This is a genomic window from Bifidobacterium sp. wkB344, assembly GCF_003688305.1.
GTDB lineage: Bacteria > Actinomycetota > Actinomycetes > Actinomycetales > Bifidobacteriaceae > Bombiscardovia > Bombiscardovia mizhiensis.
Map to the genome: position 1 here is coordinate 93229 of NZ_NPOQ01000004.1, position 25022 is coordinate 118250.

At 62.1% G+C, this 25022-nt stretch carries 18 protein-coding genes and 2 tRNA genes; 13 read left to right on the top strand and 7 right to left on the bottom strand.

The window, feature by feature from the left end:
• The first annotated feature begins 66 nt into the window (after positions 1-66).
• A complete protein-coding gene (locus CI601_RS00380; protein ID WP_121913900.1) occupies positions 67-348 on the top strand; it encodes a metal-sensitive transcriptional regulator in 282 nt (93 codons plus the stop codon).
• A 149-nt stretch (positions 349-497) separates the two neighbouring features.
• Here CI601_RS00380 and CI601_RS00385 read toward each other — a convergent pair.
• Positions 498-580, bottom strand: a tRNA-Leu gene (locus tag CI601_RS00385).
• Positions 581-636: 56 nt separating this feature from the next.
• Positions 637-1935, bottom strand: a complete 1299-nt coding sequence (gene tgt / locus CI601_RS00390; RefSeq protein WP_121913901.1) for a tRNA guanosine(34) transglycosylase Tgt — start codon at positions 1933-1935, stop codon at positions 637-639.
• A 232-nt stretch (positions 1936-2167) separates the two neighbouring features.
• On the opposite strand from tgt, the gene CI601_RS00395 reads away from it, so the two are divergent.
• From CI601_RS00395 to htpX, 6 genes are all read left to right on the top strand, one after another.
• Positions 2168-4030: a trypsin-like peptidase domain-containing protein gene (locus CI601_RS00395; RefSeq protein ID WP_121913902.1), complete on the top strand. Its 1863-nt coding sequence runs from the start codon at positions 2168-2170 to the stop codon at positions 4028-4030.
• Positions 4031-4203: 173 nt separating this feature from the next.
• The gene (locus tag CI601_RS00400; RefSeq protein ID WP_121913903.1) at positions 4204-6171 is read left to right on the top strand and encodes a heavy metal translocating P-type ATPase; all 1968 of its coding nucleotides are present in this window, start codon (positions 4204-4206) and stop codon (positions 6169-6171) included.
• Positions 6172-6289: 118 nt separating this feature from the next.
• A complete protein-coding gene (locus CI601_RS00405) occupies positions 6290-7756 on the top strand; it encodes an FAD-dependent oxidoreductase (protein ID WP_121913925.1) in 1467 nt (488 codons plus the stop codon).
• Between the two features lie 171 nt (positions 7757-7927).
• Positions 7928-9109, top strand: a complete 1182-nt coding sequence (locus tag CI601_RS00410) for an ImmA/IrrE family metallo-endopeptidase (RefSeq protein ID WP_121913904.1) — start codon at positions 7928-7930, stop codon at positions 9107-9109.
• A complete protein-coding gene (locus tag CI601_RS00415) occupies positions 9106-9699 on the top strand; it encodes a DUF4411 family protein (RefSeq protein ID WP_121913905.1) in 594 nt (197 codons plus the stop codon). Before CI601_RS00410 ends, CI601_RS00415 begins: the two co-directional genes overlap by 4 nt.
• An 81-nt stretch (positions 9700-9780) precedes the next feature.
• Positions 9781-10716, top strand: coding sequence for a zinc metalloprotease HtpX (gene htpX, locus CI601_RS00420; protein ID WP_121913906.1), 936 nt, complete (start codon positions 9781-9783; stop codon positions 10714-10716).
• 74 nt (positions 10717-10790) lie between these two features.
• Here the strand turns inward: htpX and nagA are convergent, their stop codons facing one another.
• Genes nagA through CI601_RS00440 form a run of 4 tightly spaced genes read right to left on the bottom strand, consistent with a single transcriptional unit; the run spans position 10791 to position 15315 of the window.
• On the bottom strand, positions 10791-12098 hold the full coding sequence (nagA, locus tag CI601_RS00425) for an N-acetylglucosamine-6-phosphate deacetylase (RefSeq protein ID WP_121913907.1): 1308 nt from the start codon (positions 12096-12098) through the stop codon (positions 10791-10793).
• Positions 12099-12112: 14 nt separating this feature from the next.
• Positions 12113-12901, bottom strand: a complete 789-nt coding sequence (nagB, locus tag CI601_RS00430; protein ID WP_121913908.1) for a glucosamine-6-phosphate deaminase — start codon at positions 12899-12901, stop codon at positions 12113-12115.
• On the bottom strand, positions 12898-14004 hold the full coding sequence (locus tag CI601_RS00435) for an ROK family protein (protein WP_121913909.1): 1107 nt from the start codon (positions 14002-14004) through the stop codon (positions 12898-12900). Before CI601_RS00435 ends, nagB begins: the two co-directional genes overlap by 4 nt.
• Positions 14005-14010: 6 nt before the next feature.
• Complete coding sequence (locus CI601_RS00440; RefSeq protein ID WP_121913910.1) at positions 14011-15315, bottom strand: AGE family epimerase/isomerase; 1305 nt, start codon at positions 15313-15315, stop codon at positions 14011-14013.
• A gap of 298 nt (positions 15316-15613) precedes the next feature.
• Here CI601_RS00440 and CI601_RS00445 point away from each other — a divergent pair, with 298 nt between their 5' ends.
• From CI601_RS00445 to CI601_RS00465, 5 genes are all read left to right on the top strand, one after another.
• Positions 15614-16732 (top strand): ROK family transcriptional regulator, encoded by a 1119-nt coding sequence (locus tag CI601_RS00445; RefSeq protein ID WP_183129689.1) that lies wholly within the window; start codon positions 15614-15616, stop codon positions 16730-16732.
• A gap of 123 nt (positions 16733-16855) precedes the next feature.
• Positions 16856-16929 (top strand) — tRNA-Gly (locus CI601_RS00450).
• Positions 16930-17433: 504 nt separating this feature from the next.
• Positions 17434-17667 (top strand): DUF2188 domain-containing protein, encoded by a 234-nt coding sequence (locus CI601_RS00455; protein WP_045934889.1) that lies wholly within the window; start codon positions 17434-17436, stop codon positions 17665-17667.
• 190 nt (positions 17668-17857) lie between these two features.
• Positions 17858-18667 (top strand): hypothetical protein, encoded by an 810-nt coding sequence (locus CI601_RS00460; protein WP_121913912.1) that lies wholly within the window; start codon positions 17858-17860, stop codon positions 18665-18667.
• Positions 18668-18698: 31 nt separating this feature from the next.
• Positions 18699-19454: an alpha/beta hydrolase gene (locus CI601_RS00465; protein ID WP_183129690.1), complete on the top strand. Its 756-nt coding sequence runs from the start codon at positions 18699-18701 to the stop codon at positions 19452-19454.
• Between the two features lie 6 nt (positions 19455-19460).
• Here the strand turns inward: CI601_RS00465 and CI601_RS00470 are convergent, their stop codons facing one another.
• Positions 19461-21680 carry a sodium:proton antiporter gene (locus CI601_RS00470; RefSeq protein WP_121913913.1) on the bottom strand — a complete coding sequence of 740 codons (2220 nt, stop codon included), beginning with the start codon at positions 21678-21680 and terminating at the stop codon, positions 19461-19463.
• Between the two features lie 571 nt (positions 21681-22251).
• Between CI601_RS00470 and CI601_RS00475 the strand changes: the two genes are divergently transcribed.
• Positions 22252-24987 carry an HAD-IC family P-type ATPase gene (locus tag CI601_RS00475; protein WP_259465261.1) on the top strand — a complete coding sequence of 912 codons (2736 nt, stop codon included), beginning with the start codon at positions 22252-22254 and terminating at the stop codon, positions 24985-24987.
• Positions 24988-25022 lie beyond the last annotated feature (35 nt).

Sequence of the window (25022 nt, forward strand, 5' to 3'; positions counted from 1 at the left end):
TCATGAATTCGAGTCAGTCTTGGCTGCGTCATGAAGGCCATGGGATGAATGCGAATGGAGTGAATCGTGCCCGGATATGCCAACGATAAAAAGCGGACCATCACCAGACTGCGGCGTGTCGAGGGCCAGGTCAGGGCCATCGAGCAGATGGTTGAGTCGGACACTTACTGCATCGATATCCTCACCCAGATCGCCGCCTCGACCAGCGCCCTGAAGTCGGTGGCCCTGACCCTGCTGGACGACCACATGAACCACTGCGTCCGCGAAGCTGCCGAAAAGGGGGGTGAAAAGGCCGACGAGAAGATGCAGGAGGCCTCCGAGGCCATCGCCCGGCTGGTTCGCGCCTAGCAGCCCTTGTCAGACAGGTCCAATCGGACTGGGGATTCTGGTGGGCGTGCCTGGAACATCGAATAGGCTGAACGGCCTCGGCTGCCATCGGACCAATAAAAAATGCCTTCGACCGACATCAGTCAGCCAAAGACATTTCCATTTCTTCGTGCGAACGGAGGGAGTTGAACCCTCACGAGCATCAGCTCACTGCCACCTGAAGACAGCGCGTCTACCATTCCGCCACGTTCGCAGACAACTGGAAAGGTTAGCACGGTTGTCTGCGCGGCGCAATAATGGCGTGTTGGCTCAGCCCTTGGATCCGTGGGCGTAGAACCTGGCCAGCGTCTCCTTCTTGTAGTCGTCGAAGTAGCCGCCATCGATGGACTGGCGGATCTCGTCCAGCAGCCTTACGAAGAAGCGCTCGTTGTGGATGGTGGCCAGCGTGTAGCCGTTGAGCTCGTGGGCGCGGAGCAGATGGTCGATGTAGGCCCGGGAGTAGTGGGTGCAGGTATAGCAGTCGCAGTCCTCTTCGATGGGTCTGAAATCGGTCTTGAACTGGGCACGCTTGATGTTCCAGCGGCCGTCACGGGTGAAGACGGCCCCGTTGCGTCCACAGCGGGCCGGGGATACGCAGTCGAAGGTGTCTCCGCCGTTCTCCACGCCTGCAAAGATGTCGTCCACAGCGGCGATGCCCAGGACGTGCCTGGGCCGGGATTCGGGCATTTCGTCGCAGATCCAGGCGCAGGTCTGCCCCAGCAGCCTTTTCTCTATGGCGCCCCCGATGCCCACGCCGTCGAAGTCCAGGGAGGCGATCTGGCGGGCGGCGCGTCGGCGCAGATCCTCATAATTGGCCCCCTGCACCACGCCGAACAGGGCCTGGTAGGGCTTGCCGGTCCGCGCTTGGGTCAGCCTGTGGTGCTCGTCCACGCAGCGTTTGGCCCAACGGAAGGTGCGCTCCACTGACTGTTCCTGGTAGGTGCGGGTGTTCATCAGGGTCGTCAGCTCGTCGAAGGAGAACATGATGTCGGCTCCGATGCGATGCTGGATGCCCATGGAGATCTCGGCCGAGAAGCGGTGCCGGTCGCCGTTGAGCGGGGACTTGAAGGTGACCCCGTCCTCATCCACGAAGGCCAGGCGTTCCTTGCCTTCGGCGATCACCTGGTCCGACTTCATGCCGGTCACGTCCATGGCCAGGGTCTTCTTGAATCCCGCCCCCAGCGAGAGCACCTGGAAGCCGCCCGAGTCGGTGTAGGTGGGGCCGTCCCAGTTCATGAACCGGGCCAGGCCTCCAGCTTGGTCCAGAATGTCAGAGCCGGGGCGCTCGAACAGGTGGAAGGCGTTGGCCAGCAGGACCTGGGCGCCCAGCTGCCGCATCTGCTCGGGCAGGACGGCCTTCATGGCCGCCTGGGTGGCCACGGGGATGAATGCGGGGGTGTGGATGTCTCCGTGAGGAGTGTGGATGATGCCGGTGCGGCCGTAGCGGCGGCCATTGCGTCCCAGGCCTTCGGGGCTGTCAGGCAGACGGTTCAGGGTCTCGAATGAGAATGCGGTGCGGTCGCCGGGTCGGCCCGGCGTGGCTCCCAGCGGGTTGGTGATCAGGCTCATGGCTCCACTGTATCCAAGACATCCAACCGTCCCGTTGCTGCCCTGCGTACAGTCGATATGACTTTCATGCAATGTCCAGACAACATTCAGCATTTCGGCCCTAGACTTGGAAGCAATGCATGCGAGGACCCGCTTCGCCTGTCAGCCGGAAACAGCAAAAAGCGCGGGCGACGGGGTAGATTGACAAGCGTGACCGAATAGCAGGCAGCGGCATCGATCCGAAGGAGCAGAAATGGCTGAAGAGCACAAGGCCGACCCTTGGAGGGGCGGCGATGACGATCAGTCCTGGCAGCCAAGCCACATCGAGCGCGGGGCCGCCAATCAAGAGCAGGAGACGGGATCCTCCGCGGATCAGACCGATTCTGCTCAGGTTCCCGGGCCAGAAGCAGGGGACCAGCAGACTCAGGCCTGGGATCAGAGGCCCACGACCCCTATTGCCATGCCTGGTGGCAATGCACGGTCCACGACTGCGGAAACCGCGTCGGATGACGGCAGTGGCACCGGGGCTTCAACCTCCGCTTCCAGCGACTCGGCCACAGGGCAGGATGCGCAGACGCAGCAGCAGTCTTACTACCGGCCTGCGCCCGAGTATGGTGCCTACGCACCTGCAGGCTCGCGCCCGCCCGCCAGCGATCAGGGTCAGCAGCAGCCCAGCCAGGGGTATGGCTCCAGTCCTCAGCAGGGCTTCTTCGGACAATACGGACAGCCAGGCCAGTTCGGGCAGAATGGCCAGCCCCGTCCGAATGCCGGCCAGAGCCCCCAGGGTGGCCAGCCCTCCGGCCAGGGTCCCTTCGTGCCTTTCGGATCCGGCGGCCCCAACAACGGCCGGTCCGGTCCTGGCAATAACGCCGGCAGCAGCATGAGCGGCACGGGCAAGTACGTCTTCACCGCTGTGGTGGCCGCCCTAGTGGCCGCAGCCCTCATGCTGGGCTTGGGCTGGGCGGCACTGTCCAACGGATGGATCACCCTGCCCTCGTCCTCCTCGCTGAACGGGGTCTCCTCCAATTCCTCGGGCCAGGGCACAGCCAAGGTCCAGGGCGGCCAGGCTCCCGACTGGCAGGCCATCAGCAAGCAGGTTTCCGAGTCCGTGGTCTCTATCCAGGTGCAGACCAAGAGCGGGGTGGGGGCCGGATCGGGCGCGGTCTTCGACACCCAGGGCCATGTGGTCACCAACAACCACGTGGTCGATGGCGCTCAGGAGATTCACGTCACCCTCTCCAACGGGCAGATGTACACGGCCAAGGTGGTCGGCACCGACACCACGGCCGATCTGGCCATCCTCAGCCTGGATCAGGCGCCCTCCGACCTGAAGCCTGTGAAGTTCGCCGACTCCGAAAAGCTGGCTGTGGGCGAGAATGTCATGGCCATCGGCAATCCCTTGGGCTATGAGAACACGGCCACCACCGGCATCGTCTCGGCTCTGAACCGCCCGGTCTCGGTCATGGACGAGAGCAACAACAACCCGATCGTAACCAACGCGGTCCAGCTGGATGCGGCCATCAACCCCGGCAACTCGGGCGGCCCCACCTTCAACGCGGCCGGCGAGGTCATCGGGATCAACTCCTCCATCGCCTCCATGGCCTCCTCCAAGTCCGAGGCGGGATCCATCGGCATCGGGTTCGCCATCCCGTCCAACCTGGTCAAGCGGATCGCCGATGAGATCATCAAGGACGGCAAGGCCAAGCATGTCTCCCTGGGTGTCACCATCCAGAGCAGCACAGCACAGGCCGATGGGGTCACCCGAGGCGGGGCCAAGGTCACCAAGGTGGTCTCCGGCTCCCCGGCCGACAAGGCGGGCATCAAGACTGGCGACACCATCGTGGCCTTCAATGGTCATGCAGTCAACAACAACTACTCCCTGCTGGGCTTCGTCCGGGCTGCCGCCTTCGGTGACTCGGTCAAGATCACCGTGGTCAGGGACGGCAAGACCTCCGAAGTGAACGCCACTCTGGACCGCGAGGAGCAGACCGTTCAGGGCAAGCCCAGGACCAACAAGAGGAACTCGGACGGCAGCGGTCAGGACGGCGACTCTGACCAAGGCGGTTCGGGCGACGACGATTCCATGGATCCCTTCCGCTTCTTCTTCGGGCAGTGATCCGGGGCTGACCCCTAGGGGCCGCATCCGTCAGATGACGGGCGCGGCCCCTTGTCATATCCGCCGTCCGCCGCTGGGCCTGGCGCGGTATAGGCTTGATATGTCAGGTGCAGAAGAGAGCCGTGATCCGGCTACGGCTGTCAGGCTGACAAGTCCGGAGCGGGGAAGTGGTCATGTCGAAAATCCTGGGTTTCGCCAAGAAAGTACCCATGCTTTGGGTGGTTCTGATATGCGGGCTGGTCATGGGCCTGCTCTGGCACCCCTATCGCCAGGCTGCCCAATGGTTGGTCGCCGTCCTGGTGGCCGTTTCGCTGGTGGACACCCTCAAGGGGATGATCGATGACGTTCGCCAGGGCCACGTGGGCGTGGATATCCTGGCTGTGGTCGCCATTCTCTCCACCCTGGCTGTCAAGCAGTATTGGGCCAGCTGGGCCGTGGTCCTCATGCTCTACTCCGGCGATGCCATCGAGCAGTATGCAGGGAACAGGGCACAGAACAACCTGACGGTACTGGTTCAGGCCGCTCCTCAGGTGGCCCATGTAGTCCAGGTAGACCTGCCGGAGGGGGAGCATGGCCTTCCCAAGGAGAGCGACTGGAGCACGGTGGCGGTCGATCAGGTCCGCCTGGGCGATCTCCTGGTGGTCAAGCCCGGTGAGACCGTGCCCGTCGATGGCGAGCTGATAAGCCGCACCGCCACCCTGGATATGTCCACCATCAACGGTGAGCCCATGCCCCGCAGGCTCTACCAGGATGCCCAGGTCATGTCCGGGGCGGTCAATGGCTCGGGCACCTTCCTGATGCGGGCCCGGCAGCTGGCCCGTGATTCCCAGTATCAGCGCATCCTCAACCTGGTGCGTTCCGCCCAGAACTCGCGGGCTGCAGTCGTCAGAACAGCCGACCTGATGGCGGTTCCCTTCACCGTGGTGGCCTTCATCATCGCCTGCGTGGCCTGGATCATCTCCGGTGTGCCGACCCGTTTCGCCCAGGTTCTGGTTCTGGCAACCCCCTGCCCTCTGCTGATCGCCGCCCCTGTGGCCTACATGGCCGGGACCGGGAGGCTGGCCAAGGCGGGTCTGCTGATCAAAACCCAGGACGTGATCGAGAATCTGGGCCGGGTCTCGCACATCTTCTTCGATAAAACCGGCACGCTGACCGTCAAACGTCCCCAAGTGGCCAAGATCGACCTGCCCGAGGGTAGGGAGCAGAAGGTCGATACAGACCGGATTCTGGCTATGGCGGGCGCTGTGGAGGCCTACTCGGTCCACATCCTGGCCAACGGGATCGCTGAGGCCGGGGCTGCCGCCCAGGAGCGGTTGCGGGCGCAGAGCAATGACGAGATCCATCTGCATGCGCAGGAGGTTCAGGAGGACTCCGGCAACGGGGTCCAGGGTATGGTCGACGGCCATCAGGTCAAGGTGGGCAGGGCCCAGTTCGTGGCCGACGGGAATTCAAGTGATTCCTTTGGCCCCCTGGCGCCTGACGAGATGGCCTCCTACGTCTCTATTGACGGGGTCCTGGCTGCCAGAATCGTCATGAAGGATGTGCCCAGGTCGGATGCCGCCCAGACCATCGCCCAGCTTCGGGAGCTGGGGATCACCCGTCTCTCCATGGTTACCGGTGACAAGGAGGCCTCGGCCCGGATCATCGCCGACCAGGTGGGCATCACCGACCTGCATGCCGGCCTATTCCCTGAGGACAAGGCCGATCTGATCGCCAAGGCCTCCAAGGAGGAGCCCAACCGACAGCCCCTCTGGGACATCTGGCTGTCCAAATTCCTGGGGGAGTCAGTGACCAAATCAATCACCGTGATGGTGGGGGACGGGGTTAACGATGCTCCGGTCCTGGCTGCCGCCGACGTGGGTATGGCCATCACTGACGGCACTACCACGGCTGCCTCTGAGTCCGCTCAGGCCGTAATCATGAATGACGACATCGCCTGTCTACCAAGATCGATCACCATCGCCCGCAGGACCAAGCGGGTCATGCTCCAGGCGGTCATGTTGGGACTGACACTGGCCACGGTGGGCATGCTCTGTGCCGCCTTCGACCTGATCCCGGTGGTTGTCGGCGCCTTTACCCAGGAGGCCATCGACGTGGTTTCCATCCTCTGGGCCCTGACTGCGCTGATAGACCGGGACTGAGGCCATTTCGCGACGCTTGGTGAAAGTCCCGGGGATGGAGCCCGACTAGCTCTGTTCCCGACCGACGCTTTGCGTTAGGCTGACAAGCATGAGCGATATTACTGTCAACGATTCCACCATGCCCGCACCGGCCCGCGGCGAGGAAGCCGGCTCCCCCCTGCGCGTGGCCGTCATAGGCGCGGGGCCAGCAGGGGTCTACGCCTCTGACATTCTGCTGCGGCAGCTTCGGGAGAAAGGCGCCGACCTTGGACTGGGCGACCGGGCCCGGATTGATTTGTTCGAGAAGCTGCCCGTCCCCTTCGGTCTGGTCCGTTACGGCGTGGCCCCGGACCATCCCAGCATCAAGTACATCGCCGGCGCCTTGGAGAAGACCCTGGACAATCCCGAGATCCACCTCTATGCGGATGTGGAGTTCGGCAGGGACGTCAACCTGGATGATCTGCTTGAACGCTACGATGTGGTCCTCTTCGCCACCGGTGCGGTGGACGACCGTCCCTTGGAGATCGCCGGGCACGAGCTTGATGGCGTTCACGGGGCCGCCCACTTCGTCGAATGGTATGACGGCTATCCCGACGCTGACCAGGACTGGCCCCTGGATGCCAAGCAGGTGGCCGTCATCGGAGGCGGGAACGTGGCCATGGATGTCTCCAGAATCCTGATGCGGCGGGCTGACGACCTGCTGGGCACCGACATCCCCGGCAATGTCTACCAGGGGATTCAGGGCAACCAGGCCCGCGAACTGCACATGTTCATCCGCCGCGGCCCGGCCCAGGCCAAGTTCTCGGTCCAGGAGCTGCGCGAGCTGGAGAAGCTGCCCGGAGTGCAGATCATCATCAACGAGGAGGACTTCGACCTGGATCAGGAGACCATCGACCGGGCCGGTGCCGACAAGCTGACCCGCCAGATGCTGGAGGAGCTCTTCACCATCAGGGAAATGGCCGAGGACATGGCTGAGGACGGCGGCGTCGACTTCGAGGGCAATCCCGCCGACCGCCGTTTCTATATGCACTTCTACCGGATGCCTGCCGCAATCATCGGCCAGGACGGCAGGGTGACCGGCATTCGCGTGGAGAAGACCAAGGTCACGCCCGAGGGCGCCATGGAGGAGACCAGCCGGTACGAGGAGTATCCGGTACAGGCCGTCTACCACGCCATCGGCTACAAGCCTGCCGAGGTTCCCGGCATTCCCTACGATTTCTCCGGCTACACCCTCTCCAACGTCCAAGGTCGTGTGACCACTGCTCCCGAGGGGCAGGACGGCCGACCCATCGACCGTCTCTACGCCACGGGCTGGGCCAAGAGGGGGCCTGTGGGCCTGATCGGGTCCACCAAATCCGATGCCCTGGAGACCATCGGCAACATGCTGGATGACCTGGCGGCCAGCCCGACTCGTGGCCGCTTTGCCCAGGACCGGGACGATGATTCAATTGATCGTTTCCTGGCGGACAAGGGCATCCAGCCTATCGACTTCGCCGGTTGGAAGCGGGTGGATGCCTATGAGCGGGCCGAGGGCGCTAAGGTCGGCCGCGAGCATATCAAGGTCATCGACCCCGACCAGCTCCGCCAGCTCGCCCACGGCGAATAGGCGATCGCTCTTAGGCCTGTGTCGGCAGTGGCAGGACCTGGATGAGGTTCACGAATCCTCACCCGGGTCCTATTTTCTTAGCATTCAATACTGGGTGCTTACTGCAGACGGATGGGCCTTGCGTAGCTATCATTGTCATTAGAGCCCATCACGGAATCGAAGGAGCGTGACATGGCTAACCTGACTCTCTATCCGGCCACTCTCCAGTGGGCCGTTGAGGAGGGTGATGCCGATCCAGTGGCCCTGTCTCAGCGCCGAGGGCTTGGCCAGTTGCCGGATTGGCTGGAATCCAAGGAACCCGTGTCCGTATCCTTCAACAAGGTAGAGCAGCTCAGCAGGGCCCTGCATGTGCCTTTCGGTGCCTTGGTCCGGTCAGTTGTGCCCCAGCGTCGCCTTGAGCCCCTGGTCCGTTACCGGACTGTAGGCAACACGTCTGTTCAGCCCAGCAAAAATCTGCAGGACACCATCGACCAAATGCGATTTAGGCAGGAGTGGGCCAGGGATGAATTGCTTGAGTCTGGCTTGGATGCCAACCCGCTGGTAGGTTCGGTGCGAGATTCCGAGCAGGACGATGCCCTGGCTGATGCGCTTCGCTCCACCCTTGGGTTGGATGGGCGCTCTGCCTGGGAGGGCGGCAATTCCAGCGACCGTTTCCGTCAGCTCAAGGAACGGGCATCTGATGCGGGCATCATGATCATGCTCAACTCCCAGGTGGGCTCCGTGAGTTCTCGAAAACTGGATCTCCAGGAGTTCCGGGGATTCGTGCTGATCGACGACATGGCCCCGCTGGTGTTCATCAACAGAAACGATTCCTTTGACGGCATGATCTTCACCTTGATTCACGAGGTGGGACACGTACTGCTGGGCACTCAGGAGCTCTTCGACGGCATTGGCGGCCAAGGGGATCGCAAGGCCACGGAGCGCGCGATAAACCGGGCGGTGGTAAAGGCCGTGATTGGCGATGAGCGCTTTCGGCAGCTCTGGCAGGAGAAGTTGGACGGGGGCAAGGAGCCGGCCGATGCCGCGGAGTCGATAGCTGACGACTTCCATCTGAGTGCCTTGGTCATGGGAATACAAGCCCGTCAGTTCGGCTTGACTGGCGAGGATACGCTTGCGGAGCTGCGGGCACGAATGGATCGGCATCTTCAGGACAAGACTGCTCATCGTCAGGAACGGGAGTCCCATGGTAATGGCAACAGGACCAATGCCTCCAGGGTCGATACCGGTTTCGTCCGCTTGGTCAATGCCGCCATGGACGGGGGCAGACTGGCTCCAACTGAGGGCTTCGACCTGGTGGGGGTGCGCTCCCCGCAGTCTTATCAGGGATTGATTCGTGAAAAGAAGCTGATATGACCGCTACCCTCTACCTGCCTGATTCCAACATCTTCATCGCCTCCTACCGGCTCAACCATCCTTTCAACTACAAGGAGTTTCACCCCTTCTGGCGATGGATGGAAAAGCTGGCTGAGGACAAGGCGATTGCCATGGTGGATGTTGTCTACGACGAGCTGGTCAACGAGCAAGCCGCTGATCCCGATATGCTGGATCTTTGGGTGCGTGCAGTGTTCAAAGGCCGCCAAATAAGTCATAAGGATGACAGGTATGCGCAGGTCTATGCGCAAATCCAGGATTATCTGGTCACCTGCGGGCATTACGCAGAAGAGTCACGTCAATGTTGGGAGCCAGAGAGCAAGGCGGATCCCTGGCTGATCGCCGTGGCCAAGGTCGAGGGGGCAGTCATCGTGACGGATGAGGCCCGGGTCCCGCTGCAACAGGGGCAGCACATGAAGAAAGAGCCCAAGATCCCTAACATCGCAGACCATTTTGGGGTGCAGACCATGAGCCTGCGTCGGTTCTTTGATGAAAACGGGAGGTTGAAGAAAGCCCGGTATGTTCCTAAGTCTCGTGACAAGAAGAGCGGAGATCCAATCGTATTGTTCTGAGATGAAGAGGGGACATCGACAGTTTCATCTTTTCAGCGGTCGTTCAGCAAAAATTCAGCGGCATTGTCTACCATGGAACCCATGAATGGCAAGCTGAAGGTTCACGGACATTTCAACGGCCTTAAAACGACGCTTTTGTTCGCCCTTATGTGGGCCGTTATTATGCTCATCTGGTGGCTGACTGGCGGTCGCCAGGGGACGTTGGGCATCTATATCCTCATAGGCCTGGCCACCACTTTCGGGTCCTACTGGTTCTCCGACAAGGTGGCGATCGCCTCCATGCATGCCCGGCCGGTCAGCGAGCAGGAGGCGCCCGACCTTTACCGGATCGTCCGAGAGCTGTCGGGGAGGGCCGGCAAGCCCATGCCCCGCATCTACATTGCCCCCACCGACTCGCCCAACGCTTTCGCCACAGGCCGTAACGAGCGCCATGCTGCCGTCTGCTGCACCCAGGGAATCCTGCGCATTCTCAACGAGCGTGAGATCCGCGGAGTGCTGGGCCACGAGCTCATGCATGTCTACAACCATGACATTCTGACCTCTGCCGTGGCTTCGGCCATGGCCACGGTCATCACCTATCTGGGTTACTCTCTCATGTATTTCGGCGGCGACAGCCGGGACAGGGATAACGATTCCGGTGTCTTCGGCCTCCTGGGCGTGCTAATCAGCTCGATTCTGGCCCCTCTGGGCGCCTCCTTGATCCAGATGGCCATTTCGCGCACCCGTGAGTATGACGCCGACGAGGACGGCAGTCGGCTGACTGGGGACCCGGCGGCTCTGGCATCGGCGCTGAACAAAATATCCTATGGGTCTCAGGCCGCGCCTATGCCGCAGACCGCCGGCACCCAGAGCGCCGCCGCCATGATGATCGAGAATCCCTTCTCTGTTCGAGGATTCAGCAGGCTCTTCTCCACCCATCCGCCCACCAATGAGCGCATAGCCCGCCTGATGCAGATGAGCCAGGAGATGGGGCAGACCCAGGTGAATTCCGGGCATGGAGCCCAGGTAGGGTACTGAGAGAACAGCGGTCTGAGGCGGCCGCCTGCCAATATAGCGGTGGTTCCTCTCCGCTGCCCTTGGCTATCCGTGCTTTAGATCTGAATTTTGCGCCCGTTGCAGACCACGGTTTTAACGGACCAGTCGGTCGGGTTCAGGAGGAGAAGGTCGGCAGCATAGCCGGGTGCCAGAAGACCCAGCGGAGCATCGGTGATCGGGTTGGGGCGGTCAAGTCCCAGGGCCCGGGCAGGTGTCAGAGTGGCGGCTTCCACGGCTTGTGGGGCTGGGAGGCCGATGGCCTGGACGGCTCGGCCGACTGCCACATCCAGGGTCAGGGTTGAACCAGCGATGGCTCCGTTGGAGGTCAGGCGGGCGTGGCCGCCCTTCACGGTTACAGCCAGGGAACCCAGCTTGTAGGCGCCGTCCTCGCAGCCGGTAGCCTCCATGGCATCGGTGACCAGGGCTATCCGATGGGGGAAGAGCCTGAAGGCCAGATCGACGCAGGGGTCCTGCACATGGAAACCGTCGTTGATCAGCTCGGCCGTGACCCGAGGGTCCTCCACGGCGGCCGGAATGGGCCCTGGCTGACGGTGGTGGATGCCGTTCATGGCGTTGAAAACATGTGTGAGTATGCGGGCACCGGCATCGAAGGCACGCCGGGTCTGGTCGTAGTCGGCATCACAATGGCCGACCGCAGGCACCACGCCGGATCCGGCCAGGCGGGATATGGCCTCGTAGCCGTGATCGCGCTCGGGGGCCAGCGTCACTTGGCGTATGCAACCGTCGGCGGCCTCCAGGAGACTGTCGAGAACCGCGGGTTCAGGGTCGCGCAGGCACTTGGGATCGTGCGCTCCCTTCCGGGAGAGGGCGATGAAGGGCCCCTCCAAGTGGGCGCCCAGTACGTCGGGCCTGGAGTTCATGACCCGCCTGACCGAGCGCAGATTGGTGCACATCGTGTCGACTGGGTTGGTGATCAGGCTGAGCACCTGCCTGGTGGTTCCATGGACCATATGGCAGGCCCTGGCTGTGCGAATGGCCTCGTCGCCGTCATCGAAAGAGTGAACCCAGCCGCCGTGGGAGTGGATGTCGATGAACCCAGGGGTGAGGATGAAGCCGGTCGCATCGATGAACTCCACACCGTCAGCATTCACGTCATGGGTATCTGATCCAGCTTGGACGGAGGGGGACAGGCTGGGCAGGCCAGCGGCCCTCAGGGCGGATTCCAGGCTCTCTCTGCCTTGTCCGACCTGTTCAATCCTGCCCTCCAGGGCCAAAATCCAGCTATCTTCCCTGATTCCTCGAGCGTCTATCAGTCTTGCGCCGGTCAGGACAAGGGGATGGGCCGGTCCATTCAGGGATGACTCGACCGCGAGCCCCGCCGACTCGTATGCTTCCTTGGACATGTTTGGTTTGCCTTCTAGATGGACTGCCAGTCAGGCTTGTTGGCATATGCCCACTTGTAGTAGTCGCGGTTGCGCAGGCGGGAGGCGGCGGCCTCGTCCACGATCACGGTGGCATGTGGATGCATCTGGAGAGCGGAAGCTGGGCAGAAGGATGATATGCCACCCTCCACGCTCTCCGCCACGGCTTCCGCCTTGCCGGCGCCGAAGGCCAGGAGGACCAGCTGGCGAGCCTTGAGGATGGTCCCGATCCCCTGGGTGATGCAGTGGGTGGGCACCTGGTCTATGTCGTTGTCGAAGAAGCGGGCGTTGTCGATCCGGGTCTGTTCGGTCAGGGTCTTGATGCGGGTGCCCGAGGCCAGGGAGGATCCGGGTTCGTTGAAGCCGATGTGCCCGTCGGTGCCGATGCCCAGGATCTGCAGGTCGACGCCGCCGGCATCCTCGATGGCCTGGTCGTATACCCGGCCAGCGTCCTTGATAGTGTCCAGGTTCCCATTGGGCACCCTCACCTTGGCGGGGTCTAGTCCCAGGGGTTCGACTACGGTCCGGTCGATGGTGGACCGGTAGGACTGTGGGTGGGCTGGGTCCAGGCCTGCATACTCGTCCAGGGCGAAGCCGCGTACCTGTGAGACGTCGATTCCCTCCTTGTGGACCAGATCGGCCAGCGCCTGGTATGCCGCCAGGGGACTGGACCCCGTGGCCAGACCCAGCACGCAGTCAGGCTTGCGCCGGATCAGGTCGGCCGTGCAGCGGGCGTAGATTTCGCCGGCTTCCTCCTGGGACTTGACGATGATAATTTCGGTCATGGTGCGATTTCCTTTCCAATAAGGTCAGATGGGCGACTATCAGCGGCCATGCGCCCTGCCAGGGCGGCGCCGATGGCTGCGATGGGCAGGTCGGCCGGGGCCAGACGCAGCCGGTCGGGCAGACTCAGCGAGGCGATGAAGTGGCTGCAGGCCGCGCTCCTATTCAGATGCTCGGTGACCATATCCAGCAGGGGTTGGCCGGTTCTGCTCATGCCGCCGCCCAGGATGATGACTGCGGGATCGATGGTCAGGGCCACGATCTGTACGGCAAGGGCAATGCCATGGCCGATAATGTCTTCGACTTCCTGGGCACGCTGATTCCCCTGGCTTGCCTGGGCGATCAGGTCAGGCAGGGGGTGGGCGATTCCCGGCCAGAGGGCTTCCACGGCCGAACCTGAGGCCACGGTCTCCAGACAGCCGCACTGACCGCACTTGCAGGGGAACTGGTGGGCATCCACCGAGATGTGGCCAATTTCGCCGATTGCCCCGCTGGCTCCGTGTTCGATCCTGCCCCCGCGGATGATGCCTGCTGCCAGACCGGTGCCTAGGTTGATGAAGGCCACCACGTGGTCATTCTGGTCGGGCAGGGCCCTGGGTTCGTCACGCCCAGGCTCTGACCCGGGTCGTCGGGCCTGGTCCCGAGCAGCTTGGGCGTGGGGTGAAGTTCCAGGGGCCATCAGGGTGTTGCCAGCCTGCGAGGCAGCTCCCAGAGCAGCGATGTTGACATCGTTCTCGACGCGGACGGGCAGACCGGTAGTCTTGGCGACGGCAGGGCCCAGAGCCATGTGGCGGATACCCAGGTTGACCGCGTCATCCACCATTCCCCGATTGGCATCCACGCGCCCCGGGATGCCCATGCCTACGGTGACCGGACCCTGGTTCGGGCCCACCTGATCCAGCAGGTGGCGGATGAGTGTCACTGTGTCGTCATGAACCGCTTGGTTGCCCTCGCGTGTGGGGATTCGATGGCAGGCCAGTAGGTGTTCGTCACCATCCATGACCACGCCCTCGATCTTGGTGCCTCCGATGTCAATTCCCAGGCTGATCGGGCCGGCCTGGACGCTATCTGCGTCCGCTCTGGGATGCGGGGTCGATGTTGCCATGGGGTTTCAGCGGGCCTGGCCCTGGTTCACCCGTCCCTGTCCGCAGGCCTGCTTGATGGCCGTAGCGATGGAGACTGCCGGATCGTTGTAGGGAATCAGGGTGGACTGGAAGGCGTGATAGAGGTCGGATTTGCCGGGCCATACCGTGCCGATGACATGGTTGTCGGCATCCAGCTGATGCCACCAGGACCCGCCCTGGTGGTCGATCAGATAGTGGTCTACGTAGCTGCAGAAGGTAGCGTACCAGTTGGCGTAGGTGGCCTTGCCGGTGGCTGCGTAGAGGGTGGACGAGGTGTTCAGGGCCTCGGCCAGGGTCCAGTGCATGCGGTCGTGGACCACCGGGCGGCCCTGCCAGTCCGTGGTGTAGACCAGACCCTCGGCTCCATCGGCGGCCCAGCCATCCTCAACAGCCCTGGCGAACAGGTGCTCGGCAGCTTCGATGTAGCGGCGGCGGTCGGCCTCCTGATCGAACTTGCTCAGTGCGTACTGGGTGATCAGCCTGGCCCATTCGATCCCGTGGCCCGGTGTGGCTCCGTAAGGCTTGAACTGGTCGGCCTTGTTGTCCTGGTTGTAGTCCAGGTCGGCCTGCCAGTCGCTGTTGAAATGCTCGGGAATGCGCCACTGGTTGTTCTCGGCCCAGCTGATGACCTGGTCGATGATGCGTCCGGCGCGCTCGCGGTACTCCTCCTTGCCGGTGGCGTCGGCCACGGCCAGGAAGGCCTCGGTGCTGTGCATGTTGGCGTTGAGCCCCCGGTAGGGGTCCAGCCGAGTGAAGCCGCTGTCCCAGGTGTCGACGGCCAGGCCTTTCTCGTCATCCCAGAAGTAGCGGTTGAAGATCTCCAGTGCCTGATCCAGCAGGGCCTGCCCGTCGGGGTCGCCAGCCAGCATGGCCGAGGAGGCAGCCAGGACTACGAAGGCATGGGTGTAGCAGGACTTGCCGCTCTCGGGCTGGCCCTGCCAGGAGACCGAGGGGTACCAGCCGCCATGTTCGTCGTCGTGCAGGTTGCCCTGAAGGGCCTGAACACCGCGGTGAACCAGTTCCGCCGCTCCCGGGTAGCCCAGGAGGCTGCCGATGGCGTAGACGTGGGTCATCCTGCAGGTGATCCAGGTCTGGATGCCCTGGTCGGGGTCAATGCTGCCGTCGTCATTGAGCCAGCCGGCGCCGCCCTGCTCAGTGGGGAACCCGCGCCCAAAGTCCAGGAAACCGTAGGTCTGCGAGGCCATGAAGATGCGGTTGGCCTCGTTGCCCAGCAGGTATCGGGGATTGATAGCGGACGGTGAGTCTCCCGAATGGTTCGATGTCGTGGTCATGGCGATCGCTCCTTTGCTCAGCGAGGGGATGCAGCTGTTTCTGGTATCTGTTCACAGCCTAACACGTAATTGTTAGGAAACTGAACTTTTTACTGGCAGCCCCCGTGGTCTTGTCTACGATGCTATTGCGCAGTCTTGAAAACGAACCGTTTTGATACTGCTATGACGAGATCTGGGCCTGCCAGGGCAAGGAAGTTTACAATATAAGGAGCAAGCATGGATGGGCATGGTCACGGGGTTCAAGGCCCAATCCCCATGGCGGGTCCCCGTTCCCGCATTATCTATCGTCAGGCGAATTATGACCAGCAATACCGCCAACCTGTCCAAGGCGCTGCCCAAGTCGGTGCGGCATCACAACCGAGCCATCCTGCTCAGGCTGCTCTACCCCGATGTCAGTATGACCAGGGCTGATCTGGCCCGCGCTTCAGGGTTGACCAGGGTCGCCATATCGGACATCGTGGCCGAGCTGCTGGGCGAGCATCTGCTCATGGAGGTGGGTTATAGCAAATCCACCGGGCCGGGCAAGAGGGGACGGCTGCTGCGCATCAATCCTGACGGGCGCAGCATCCTGGCCCTGGACCTTTCCACTCCTTACGTCTTCAGGGGGGCGGTGCTCAATCTGACCGGGCAGGTGGTGGCACGTGAGGAGATTCCGTTGACTGCTGACGGCAAGGTTCCCCTGGACTTGGTGGGAGAGCTTACCGATTCATTGATGCAACGTGCAACCCATCCCATAATGGGCATCGGCGTATCCAGTCCCGGCATTGTCAGTGCTGAAGGCGTGGTCGATGATGCCACCAACCTGGGTTGGGTTCAGACCGATCTGCGCGGCTATCTTCATGAGAAGACAGGCCTGGAGGTTACGGTCAACAACGATGCCAACAATGAGGTTCTGGCCGAGCAGCAGTTTGGCTCAGGTCAGTCCGACCTGCTGCTGGTCCACCTGGGTGACGGGGTTGGGGCAGGGTTGCTGGTCTCCGGCGAGCTGGTGACCGGTTGCAACCGTGCGGCCGGCGAGATCGGCCATGTGGTGGTGGACCCCACCGGTCCTCACTGCCGTTGCGGTAAGCGCGGCTGCTTGGAATCGCTGATCAGTGTTCCCAAGCTGACTGCTGCAATGGACAGGGATCCTGACAATCTGGCCAGCATTCTGCGCCGGGCCGGTGAACTGCTGGGCCGTGTTCTGACCATGCCTGCCGGTCTTATGGACATTCCTCGCGTGGCTGTTCTGGGCGACTCCAGGGTGGTCAACCGCATCTTTCTGAGCGCCATGGAGAAGACCATGAACGATGCCCTGGCCACTGATTTCCGGCGGCCCCTTGTAGTTGACCGCTCGGCCCTGGGTGAGGATGCCGCCTTGCTTGGGGCCTGCTCCACAGTGGTTGCCGACCTGATCGAGCCTGACGGCACCGTCTGAAAGTGGATTGAAGACCTGTCTCGCAACCGTGCCCGGAGTTGGTGATTCGCGCACATCGCCGAGACCTGCTACCATGGTGACTCGCATGCGGTTGGCCGAGGTCTGACCCCGGTAGCCGGATTTGCGGGCGTAGTTCATTGGTAGAATGGAAGCTTCCCAAGCTTCAGAGGCGGGTCCGATTCCCGTCGCCCGCTCCAGTCGGATTCACGGACATGTCGATGAAGATCGGGATTTCAAACCTTTCATATTTGCATATATTTTGAGCTTTATTAACATAATCTGGTTTTGAGCTCGCGCCATATGTCGCAAATCTGACATATGGAATATGGGGTGCTTACGTGGGTGTTTCCAGTTCATAGGCTTATCGAGTCCGTATATCTCCGCAAAGCGCCTTATTCCTAAACGGCTTTTTGTTGGTTCTAGGTAAGAAGACTCTTGAAAATTATTGCTCAATAACAAACGCGGAAGAATAAATGCCGAAGTCATGCGTGTGCTTTTTGGTATTCGCAGGATCATGTCGAGTTGTCGCCGGACTCCGCTCTAATCACAGAGCCACTTCGTATTTGAGATAGGAGTTGCAACACAGGGCCGGGTCTTTGATGAACAATATTCCTGAAAATTCTGGAGTGTCGAAGCACGGTGCCTCAGGTCGGGCAGTGGAAGATGAGGGAGTACAGGGAAGTATGGAAAGGACGGCCATCATGGCTGATTATCACGTGCAATACGACGGGGATCGCGATCTCTGGACAGTCAAGCGGGCCGGAGCCTCACGCGTTTCCCGCACCTTCGCTACCAAGGCGGAGGCCACCAAGCAGGCCAAGGTCTTTGCAGACCGGTCCGGCGGCGGCGAGGTCAACATCCATAACAAGGGTGGCAACAAAATCCGCGACAAGCGCACCATAGGCAAGAAGGATCCCCGAGACATCAAGGGCTGAACTCCAGCTGGGCTCTTGTATCTTTCGCCGCCACCGGGCCTATACGGATGCCAAGTGTCGCGGAAGTAAGTAATTATGCCCATCTATCAGCTCAGCAGGATGTTGGGATGGTGAAGCATTGGCCGCCGTCGCTGGTCTGCATGTGTCCGCCCCCATAGACTGAAACCAACCGTGAAAGGTGGCGAGGTCGATGGCCGATGGATTCAACCAGCTGGATCAGCGGCTGGCGGACAGCGGGTATGACGAGGGTCTGCCAGCCTCCTATCCTCCTCGCCCTGATATTGATGAGCGCCCTATTCAGATAGCCCATGCCAACATATGGAGTCGGTTTGCAGCGGTCACGGGGCTGGTCTCTGCCCTGGCGGGCGCTGCCCTGCTGGCCCATGCCATAGCCCCCTCCAGGCTGGGGGTCATAGGCCAGGTGGGCATCTCGGCTTGGGTGGGCGTCTCCGTGGCCTTTGCCCTTTTGACCATAATCCTGGTCGTCATAGCCCGTCACTCCGGAACAATCCCGAACCGACCCTCGGTGGGCTCAGCGGGCATTATTCTTCTTATCTGTGGAATGCTCCTGACCGTAGCTGGCCTGCTCATCGCCAACTCTTTTCCCAAGGGCATCATCAAGGCTCCTGCGCGTGACGAAGCGCCCATCAGTTCGGCCCAGGCTATGACCGGCGGTATCGACAAGGCTGTCGGTCAGTGTGCTTCGGGTTGGCATGACATCGGCCTAGACGGGTATGTGGGCATCTCCCAGGCCCGGTATTGCACGGATACGACCATGGCCTACGTGGTCTTCGACAACGATTCTGCGGCATCTCTGGCCAAGGGTCCCATCCGCGCCCGCGTGCCTGATCTGCTCTCCCGCTACGGAGGTGGGCTGCAGCCCCAGGATCTATGGCTGCTGACCGGCAAGCGTTGGATGGTGGTGGGCAGCAAGGCCCAGGTGACCGGACTGCAGGGCCAGTGGGGTGGCCAGGCTGAGCCGCTCATGAGCCAGCATTGAATGACCGGACCAGTCGACTATCGTGGCAGATATGGATCAAGCACAAAAGGATGATGGCGGATTGGTGGGCCGGCCCTCCACGGTGGTGCCCGGACGTTTTGGGCAGGAGCTTAAGGTCGAGCAGGTCCGCTGGTCCCGCAAGCAGGGCACAGGCAACCCCTCGCGACCCATTTTTGTACTGATGCACGGCTGGGGCTCCAACGAGGAGGACATGGCTGACCTGATGCGCTACGTGGCCCCCTACAACGACTATGCATCCCTGCGGGCGCCCATGGTGGTGCCGGGCAGCGAGCGCGGCATGTTCGGCCCGGGGTACACATGGTTTCACGATATGCGCCCCGAACAGGAGGACCTGGATCGGGATGGCTACGCAGCGGCCCGGGCTGTGGATGCCTGGGTTTCAGCCAACATCCCCGAGGACCGACCTGTGGTGGCCATGGGCTTCTCCCAGGGGGCTATGTTGGCGGTTCATCTGCTTCGGGTCAACCCTGAGCGCTACCGGGCATCCATATGCCTGTCCGGGTTCCTTGCCCCAGGTCTGGTGTCCGGCACTGCTCCGGCGGATGAGCGCCTGGCTGGCTTGAACAAGCCGGTCTTCCTGGGCTTCGGTTCGGATGACACCACGGTGCCCAAGTACGAATTCCGGGCCCTGGCCGCCTGGTTGGACGAGCACGTATGGCTGCACACCACCGAGTACGATCACTTGGACCATGCCGTCGACATGCGCGAGATGAACGACCTTCGCCAGTGGCTGGGCGAGATCGACGTGACCTCGGGCCTTATGTAGGTCGGCTCACAGGGCTGAGTCGGCATCGACCTGCATGACGTAGACGTTGCGGCGCATCTTCCTGGCCGTGGTGCGCGAGATCTCTCCGGATTCGACCATGTCCTGGATCTGGCCCAGCTCGATGGCATACCCTTCGCGCTTGGCCTCCTCCACCTGATCTCTGACGGCAGGCATACCCGCGTATTCGGTCTTTCCCTCCGCCGAGGATTCGATCATCTGGTGGTTGATGATGGTGTTGAGCAGGTCCTCGGTCTTGAAGCGTCCCTTGCCCAGCTCGGAGTAGAGCTTTTCAATCAGGAAGTGGTTCATCTCCGCCTGCAGGTGGCGTCCGGCCACGAAGACGCGATCCTTGTCGATCGGCTGGGTCAGGTGCTTCAGGCGGTGGAACTGGCTGTGCAACAGGCCCCTGAGTCGCCTGCGAGCCGTGTAGGCCCTCCAGCGGAGCTCTCCGCCCCTGTCCAAGTGGAAGAGGGACCCGGATATGGTCGACAGAATCCTGCGGGCGGCTTGTTCCTGGCTGCGCAGATTCAGCAGTTCATCCTGGTCGTCGCCACGCTCGCTGCGCCGGTCGATCAGCTGGGCATCGGCATCCCTGTCTGCTACGGTCTCGGCCTCAGTGCTGGGTTCGGCCTCGGTCGCAGGCTGTGCTGATGCAGGTGCCTGCTCAATACTGGCGTCTTTGCTCTTGAGCCGCTCCTCCAGCAGATCCTGGGCCTCCTCAATCCGGCTCAGCCGTTCCTCCATGTAATCCTGCTCCCACTCCATGGTCTGCACCTGCAGGTCCTGGAAGTCCTTGGGGGAATACTGGCCGATCCGCGACTTGAGCTTGGCGATGCGGTGGTTGTACTGCTTGATCACGTGCTGGATGGCCAGTCGGTTCTCGTCAGTGATTCTGCTGGAGAGCTCCCGGACCGTGCCTCTGAGCACCTTGATGGATTTTTCGACCTGTTGGGCCGGAACTTCGCTGTTTTGGGAGGGTGCCAGCAGCGGCAGAGCGAAATTGGCTAGCACCAAGGTGACGATGATGACCCCGGCGGCCACGAAGATCAGCTCGCTGCGCATGGGGAAGGCAGATCCGTCATCGGTCATATAGGGGATGGTCAGGGCCAGAGAGAGGGTGATGGTCCCCTTGGGGCCGCCGAAGGTCATGACGGCCGCTGACCTCAGGAGCTTGGACGTGATCTTTGGCCTGCTGCCGGTTTCGTGGTCCTTGGTGAAGATCAGGACGCTGGCCGTCCAGATGAAGCGCAGTACGATCACGGTCAGGCAGACCAGGGTGATGGTGGCCACCAGCATCCAGTTGCTGACCCGCCGATCTCGCCAGCTGGTGCCCATGGCTGCTGGCAGCAGCATGCCCAGAAGGACGAAGACTGCGCCGTTGAGGCTGAAGGAGAGCACCTTCCAGACGCTGGATGAGACGATGTTGGCCTTGGATGTGTTGGGGCCTACTCCGGTGTGGTCGAAGCGAACCAGCAGTCCGGTGGAGACCACGGCCAGGATTCCGGACACATGCAGGATGTTCTGCCCGACCATGTAGATCAGGAAAGGCAGGAAGAGCTCCAGCAGGATCCTGGTGGTGGTGGTTTCCCAGCCCAGGCGACGGGCTGACTCAAAGAGCCAATTGACCACAAAGCCCATAATCAGGCCGAAGCCGATGCCGCCCACGAACTCGACGAAGAACTCGCCCAGGGCTTGGGGCAGGGAGAAGGAGCCGGTCACGGTAGCCAGGATGGCGAACTGGAAGCCGATGACGCCGGTGGCATCGTTGAAGAGCGATTCGCCGGCAAGAATTGAATGTTCGTCCGGTGTAAGGTCGGCGCTCTCGCCCAGGGAGGAAACGGCCACTGCATCGGTGGGCCCTAGCGCGGCGCCCAGGGCCATGGCTGCAGCCAGCGGGAACATGGGCCAGGCAGCATGCAGAATGACACCTACCATGAGCATGGTCAGAGCAGCCAGTCCGATGGCCAGGGAAAGGGATGATCGCAGTCCTTTGAGCAGCTCTACCTTGTTGATGGTGTGGGCCTCGTAATAGAGCAGGGGAGCGATAAAGAGGACCATGAACAGCTCAGGATCCAGCCGCATCCGCGGGAAAATGGGCAGCAGGGCCATTACTGCGCCCAGGACGATCTGGACCAGAGGGGTGGAGATCCGGGGAATGAATCTGGAAATAAAGGAAGAGACGAGGACGGCAGCAAGTATGCACAGAATGAGGATGAATGTTTCCACGGGCTTCCTTTCCGCCACGCAATCCCGGGCGGGCTGCCGCAGGCCCGACTAGCAGGGTTCGTTCGACCAATGAAGGAATCTCCGAGTGCAGGGTCGCATGAGGATCGACGTCGCATCGTCCATTATACGGAATGACGATATCCAGGAACAGTATTAATGGACAATGTGCGCTAAGTTGACACCTCAAGGCGAAATGGTGGACAGACTGCGCTCGCGATAGGCGAACATTTGTGAAAATCCGGCCCGGGGACCCCCGTAAGCGCATGAAAGGCCGGCTCAATCGGTATACTCATGAAGACCGGGAAGGCTCCGAACCTCCCAGCGGGCACTGCTTGCGGCGGCTGACCATGGAGCCCCATCTCTTGACCCCGGGGACTTGCGTGCACGCTATTGTTTCCCCGATGCTTTTGGACATCCCCCGGTCCAGAAGGAAGATTGCAAGAAAGACTGCAGAGGGTCGCATGCGGGGACAAATGACCGATCCGGTTTGGAAAGGCCAGGTTGACCGATGACATCATCCATGACATCTACAAGCATTAAGAATCAGAACGCAGCGGCAGCAGGGACTGACATGCGTTTCGACGACACCGATTGGCACAGCCTAGAGACCTCGGCTGTGCTGGAGACCCTGCGCACTGGGGACCAAGGTTTGGATACGCAGGAGAGCGCACGCCGACTGGAAATCTTTGGGCCCAACAGCCTGGCCGAGGCCCAGGCCAAACCCCGTTGGAAACTTTTCCTGGAGCAGTTCGCCGGCCCCCTGATCGCCGTTCTGATGGTCTGCGGCATCATCACCATTTTTCTGCAGCACTATGTGGACGCTGCGGCCATATTCCTGGTCCTTTTTCTCAATGCCATCATCGGCTATGTGCAGGAATCCAAGGCGGACAAGGCCGTGGAGGCTCTGACCACCCTGTCCACACCCACCACACGGGTGGTGCGCCAGGGCCGGATGGAGCAGATTGACGCCGACCAGCTGGTCCCGGGCGACCTGGTCCTCCTGGAGAGCGGCGACCGCATCCCCGCCGATCTGCGGTTGATCGAGGCCCTTCACCTGCGCATCGACGAGGCCATGCTGACGGGCGAGAGCGAGGATGCCAAGAAGAATACGGATCCCGTGGACCGCGATGCAGCCCTGGGCGACAGGCGATGCATGGCCTTCTCGGGCACCATGGTCACCAGCGGCCGTGGACGCGGGCTGGTGGTGGCCACTGGTTCTGACACTGAGCTGGGCGAAATCAACGATCTGGTCCATGTGGCCAAGGGCCGCACGCCTCTACAGCGGATCATTCACCGCACCGAGGCGGGCATCGCCGTCGCCGTCATCCTGGTGGCCATCTTCGTCTTCATCGGCGGAGCCATCCTCAATGGCGATGCTACCGGGGCCTTCCTGTCTGCGGTCTCCCTGGTGGTGGCCTCCATGCCTGAGGCCCTGCCGATTGTGCTGACCGTGGCTATGGCCTTGGGTGTCTCAAGGATGGCTGAATACCATGCCATCGTCCGTTCACTGCCGGCCGTTGAAACCCTGGGTTCCATCACCGTTATCGGCTCGGACAAGACAGGCACGCTGACCCAGAACCGCATGACCGTGGAACAGTTCACCCTGGGCGGCGGCCAGCCGGTCCCCGTCGAGGGCCTGGACCTGGGTGCAGCGGCTGTATCCGACGACGCTCGTATGCGCGGTCTGGCCGCCCTTGCTCGGGCCGGGGCTCTGACCAATGAGGCCCACAGACAGCCGAATGAACAAGGCGGCATCGAGTACAGCGGTGACGCGGTCGACATGGCCATGGCCCGCCTGGCCGACCAGACCGGAGCCGTGACCACTGAAGACCTGGATGCTCCTATCGTCATGGAGACTCCCTACGAGCCGGAGTTGCTCCACTCCATGACCATCCGCCGCAGCCCGGACGGCACCCTGACCCAATACGTCAAGGGCGCTCCGGACGCGGTCATGGCCATGAGTCGAACCATGCTGGACCCGGATGGCCAGGTCATTCCCTTGGATACCCAGGCCGTCCACAAGTCTTATGAAGCCATGGGCTCCCAGGGACTGCGCGTCATAGGCGTGGCCAGCAGGGTCCTTTCCTCTGACCAGGATCCCGCCTCCCGCCGTCGACCTGACGACCTGACCTTCCTGGGGCTCGAGGGCATGCTCGACCCGCCTCGACCCGGCGTGCGCGAGGCCATCGCCGAATGCGCAGGAGCCGGCATCCGCGTGGTCATGATCACCGGCGACCACCCGGTGACCGCAGCCGCCATAGGCCGCCGCCTGGGTCTGGAGCACACCGATCAGGCGCTGACCGGCAGCGAAATGTTGGAGATGAGCGACGAGGTCCTCAGGGCCCGCCTGCGTGAGACCTCCATCGCCGCCCGCGTCTCCCCCCAGGACAAACTGCGCATTGTGGAGGCCCTGCAGGACGAGGGTCATGTGGTGGCTGTGACCGGCGACGGCGTCAATGACGCCCCGGCACTGAAGGCTGCCTCGGTGGGCATCGCCATGGGCCGTTCCGGCACTGACGTGGCCCGGGAGGCCAGCGATGTGGTTCTGACCGACGACAACTTCGTCACCATCACCCAGGCCGTGCGCCAGGGGAGGGTCATCTTCAAGGCCATTCGCGGGTCTGCCTACTTCCTCCTGTCCACAGCTGCAGCCGCCATGATCGCCGTGGGGGTCAATGTGATCGCCGAGGAGCCCCTGCTCTTCCTGCCCCTGCAGATGCTCTGGATCAACTTCGTCACCAACGGCGTCCAGGACATCGCCCTGGGATTCGAGCCAGGCAACGGCGATGAGCTGGAGTCGCCCCCGCGTTCGTCTGGAGAGGGCCTGCTCTCGCGGGTGCTCTGGGCGCGACTTGCCGTCTGCGGGCTCTGGATGGCCACCTGCATCCTGGTCCTGTTCCGCCTCAACATCAATGCGGGAATGGATCTGGCCCACGCCCGGACCATGGCCCTGACCCTGCTGGTCCTCTTCAACTTCTTCGTCGCCATGTCGGCCCGGTCTGAGAACAGGTTGATCTTCCAACTCAATCCCTTGGACAATACTTTCCTGCTGGTGGCTTCGTTCGTGGCCCTGGGCATCCATGCGGGGGCCATGTATCTGGCTCCGGTTGCAGGCGTTTTGGGCATGGCCCCCCTGAGCGCAAGCCAGTGGCTCATCTGCCTGGGGATTGGACTGACGGTCCTGATCTTCAGCGAGGGCGACAAGATGGTTCGTGCCTTCCTGGCCAAGCGGGGCATCGACACATCCGGGCGGCCCAAGGGCCACCTGCACCATGTGCGCCGCCGCATTGCCGGCATGATCAATTGAACCGACCTGTCGGGCTGGACTGTCAGACTGAACCC

What these genes read in the sequence shown, in the direction of transcription:
- CI601_RS00400 (WP_121913903.1), top strand. Translation starts at nt 4,204, where the DNA reads ATGTCGAAAATCCTGGGTTTCGCCAAGAAAGTACCCATGCTTTGGGTG.
- CI601_RS00405 (WP_121913925.1), top strand. Translation starts at nt 6,290, where the DNA reads ATGCCCGCACCGGCCCGCGGCGAGGAAGCCGGCTCCCCCCTGCGCGTG.
- tgt (WP_121913901.1), bottom strand. Translation starts at nt 1,935, where the DNA reads ATGAGCCTGATCACCAACCCGCTGGGAGCCACGCCGGGCCGACCCGGC.
- htpX (WP_121913906.1), top strand. Translation starts at nt 9,781, where the DNA reads ATGAATGGCAAGCTGAAGGTTCACGGACATTTCAACGGCCTTAAAACG.
- CI601_RS00410 (WP_121913904.1), top strand. Translation starts at nt 7,928, where the DNA reads ATGGCTAACCTGACTCTCTATCCGGCCACTCTCCAGTGGGCCGTTGAG.
- CI601_RS00395 (WP_121913902.1), top strand. Translation starts at nt 2,168, where the DNA reads ATGGCTGAAGAGCACAAGGCCGACCCTTGGAGGGGCGGCGATGACGAT.
- CI601_RS00415 (WP_121913905.1), top strand. Translation starts at nt 9,106, where the DNA reads ATGACCGCTACCCTCTACCTGCCTGATTCCAACATCTTCATCGCCTCC.
- CI601_RS00465 (WP_183129690.1), top strand. Translation starts at nt 18,699, where the DNA reads ATGGATCAAGCACAAAAGGATGATGGCGGATTGGTGGGCCGGCCCTCC.
- nagA (WP_121913907.1), bottom strand. Translation starts at nt 12,098, where the DNA reads ATGTCCAAGGAAGCATACGAGTCGGCGGGGCTCGCGGTCGAGTCATCC.
- CI601_RS00460 (WP_121913912.1), top strand. Translation starts at nt 17,858, where the DNA reads ATGGCCGATGGATTCAACCAGCTGGATCAGCGGCTGGCGGACAGCGGG.
- CI601_RS00455 (WP_045934889.1), top strand. Translation starts at nt 17,434, where the DNA reads ATGGCTGATTATCACGTGCAATACGACGGGGATCGCGATCTCTGGACA.
- CI601_RS00440 (WP_121913910.1), bottom strand. Translation starts at nt 15,315, where the DNA reads ATGACCACGACATCGAACCATTCGGGAGACTCACCGTCCGCTATCAAT.
- CI601_RS00475 (WP_259465261.1), top strand. Translation starts at nt 22,252, where the DNA reads ATGCGTTTCGACGACACCGATTGGCACAGCCTAGAGACCTCGGCTGTG.
- nagB (WP_121913908.1), bottom strand. Translation starts at nt 12,901, where the DNA reads ATGACCGAAATTATCATCGTCAAGTCCCAGGAGGAAGCCGGCGAAATC.
- CI601_RS00435 (WP_121913909.1), bottom strand. Translation starts at nt 14,004, where the DNA reads ATGGCAACATCGACCCCGCATCCCAGAGCGGACGCAGATAGCGTCCAG.
- CI601_RS00445 (WP_183129689.1), top strand. Translation starts at nt 15,614, where the DNA reads ATGACCAGCAATACCGCCAACCTGTCCAAGGCGCTGCCCAAGTCGGTG.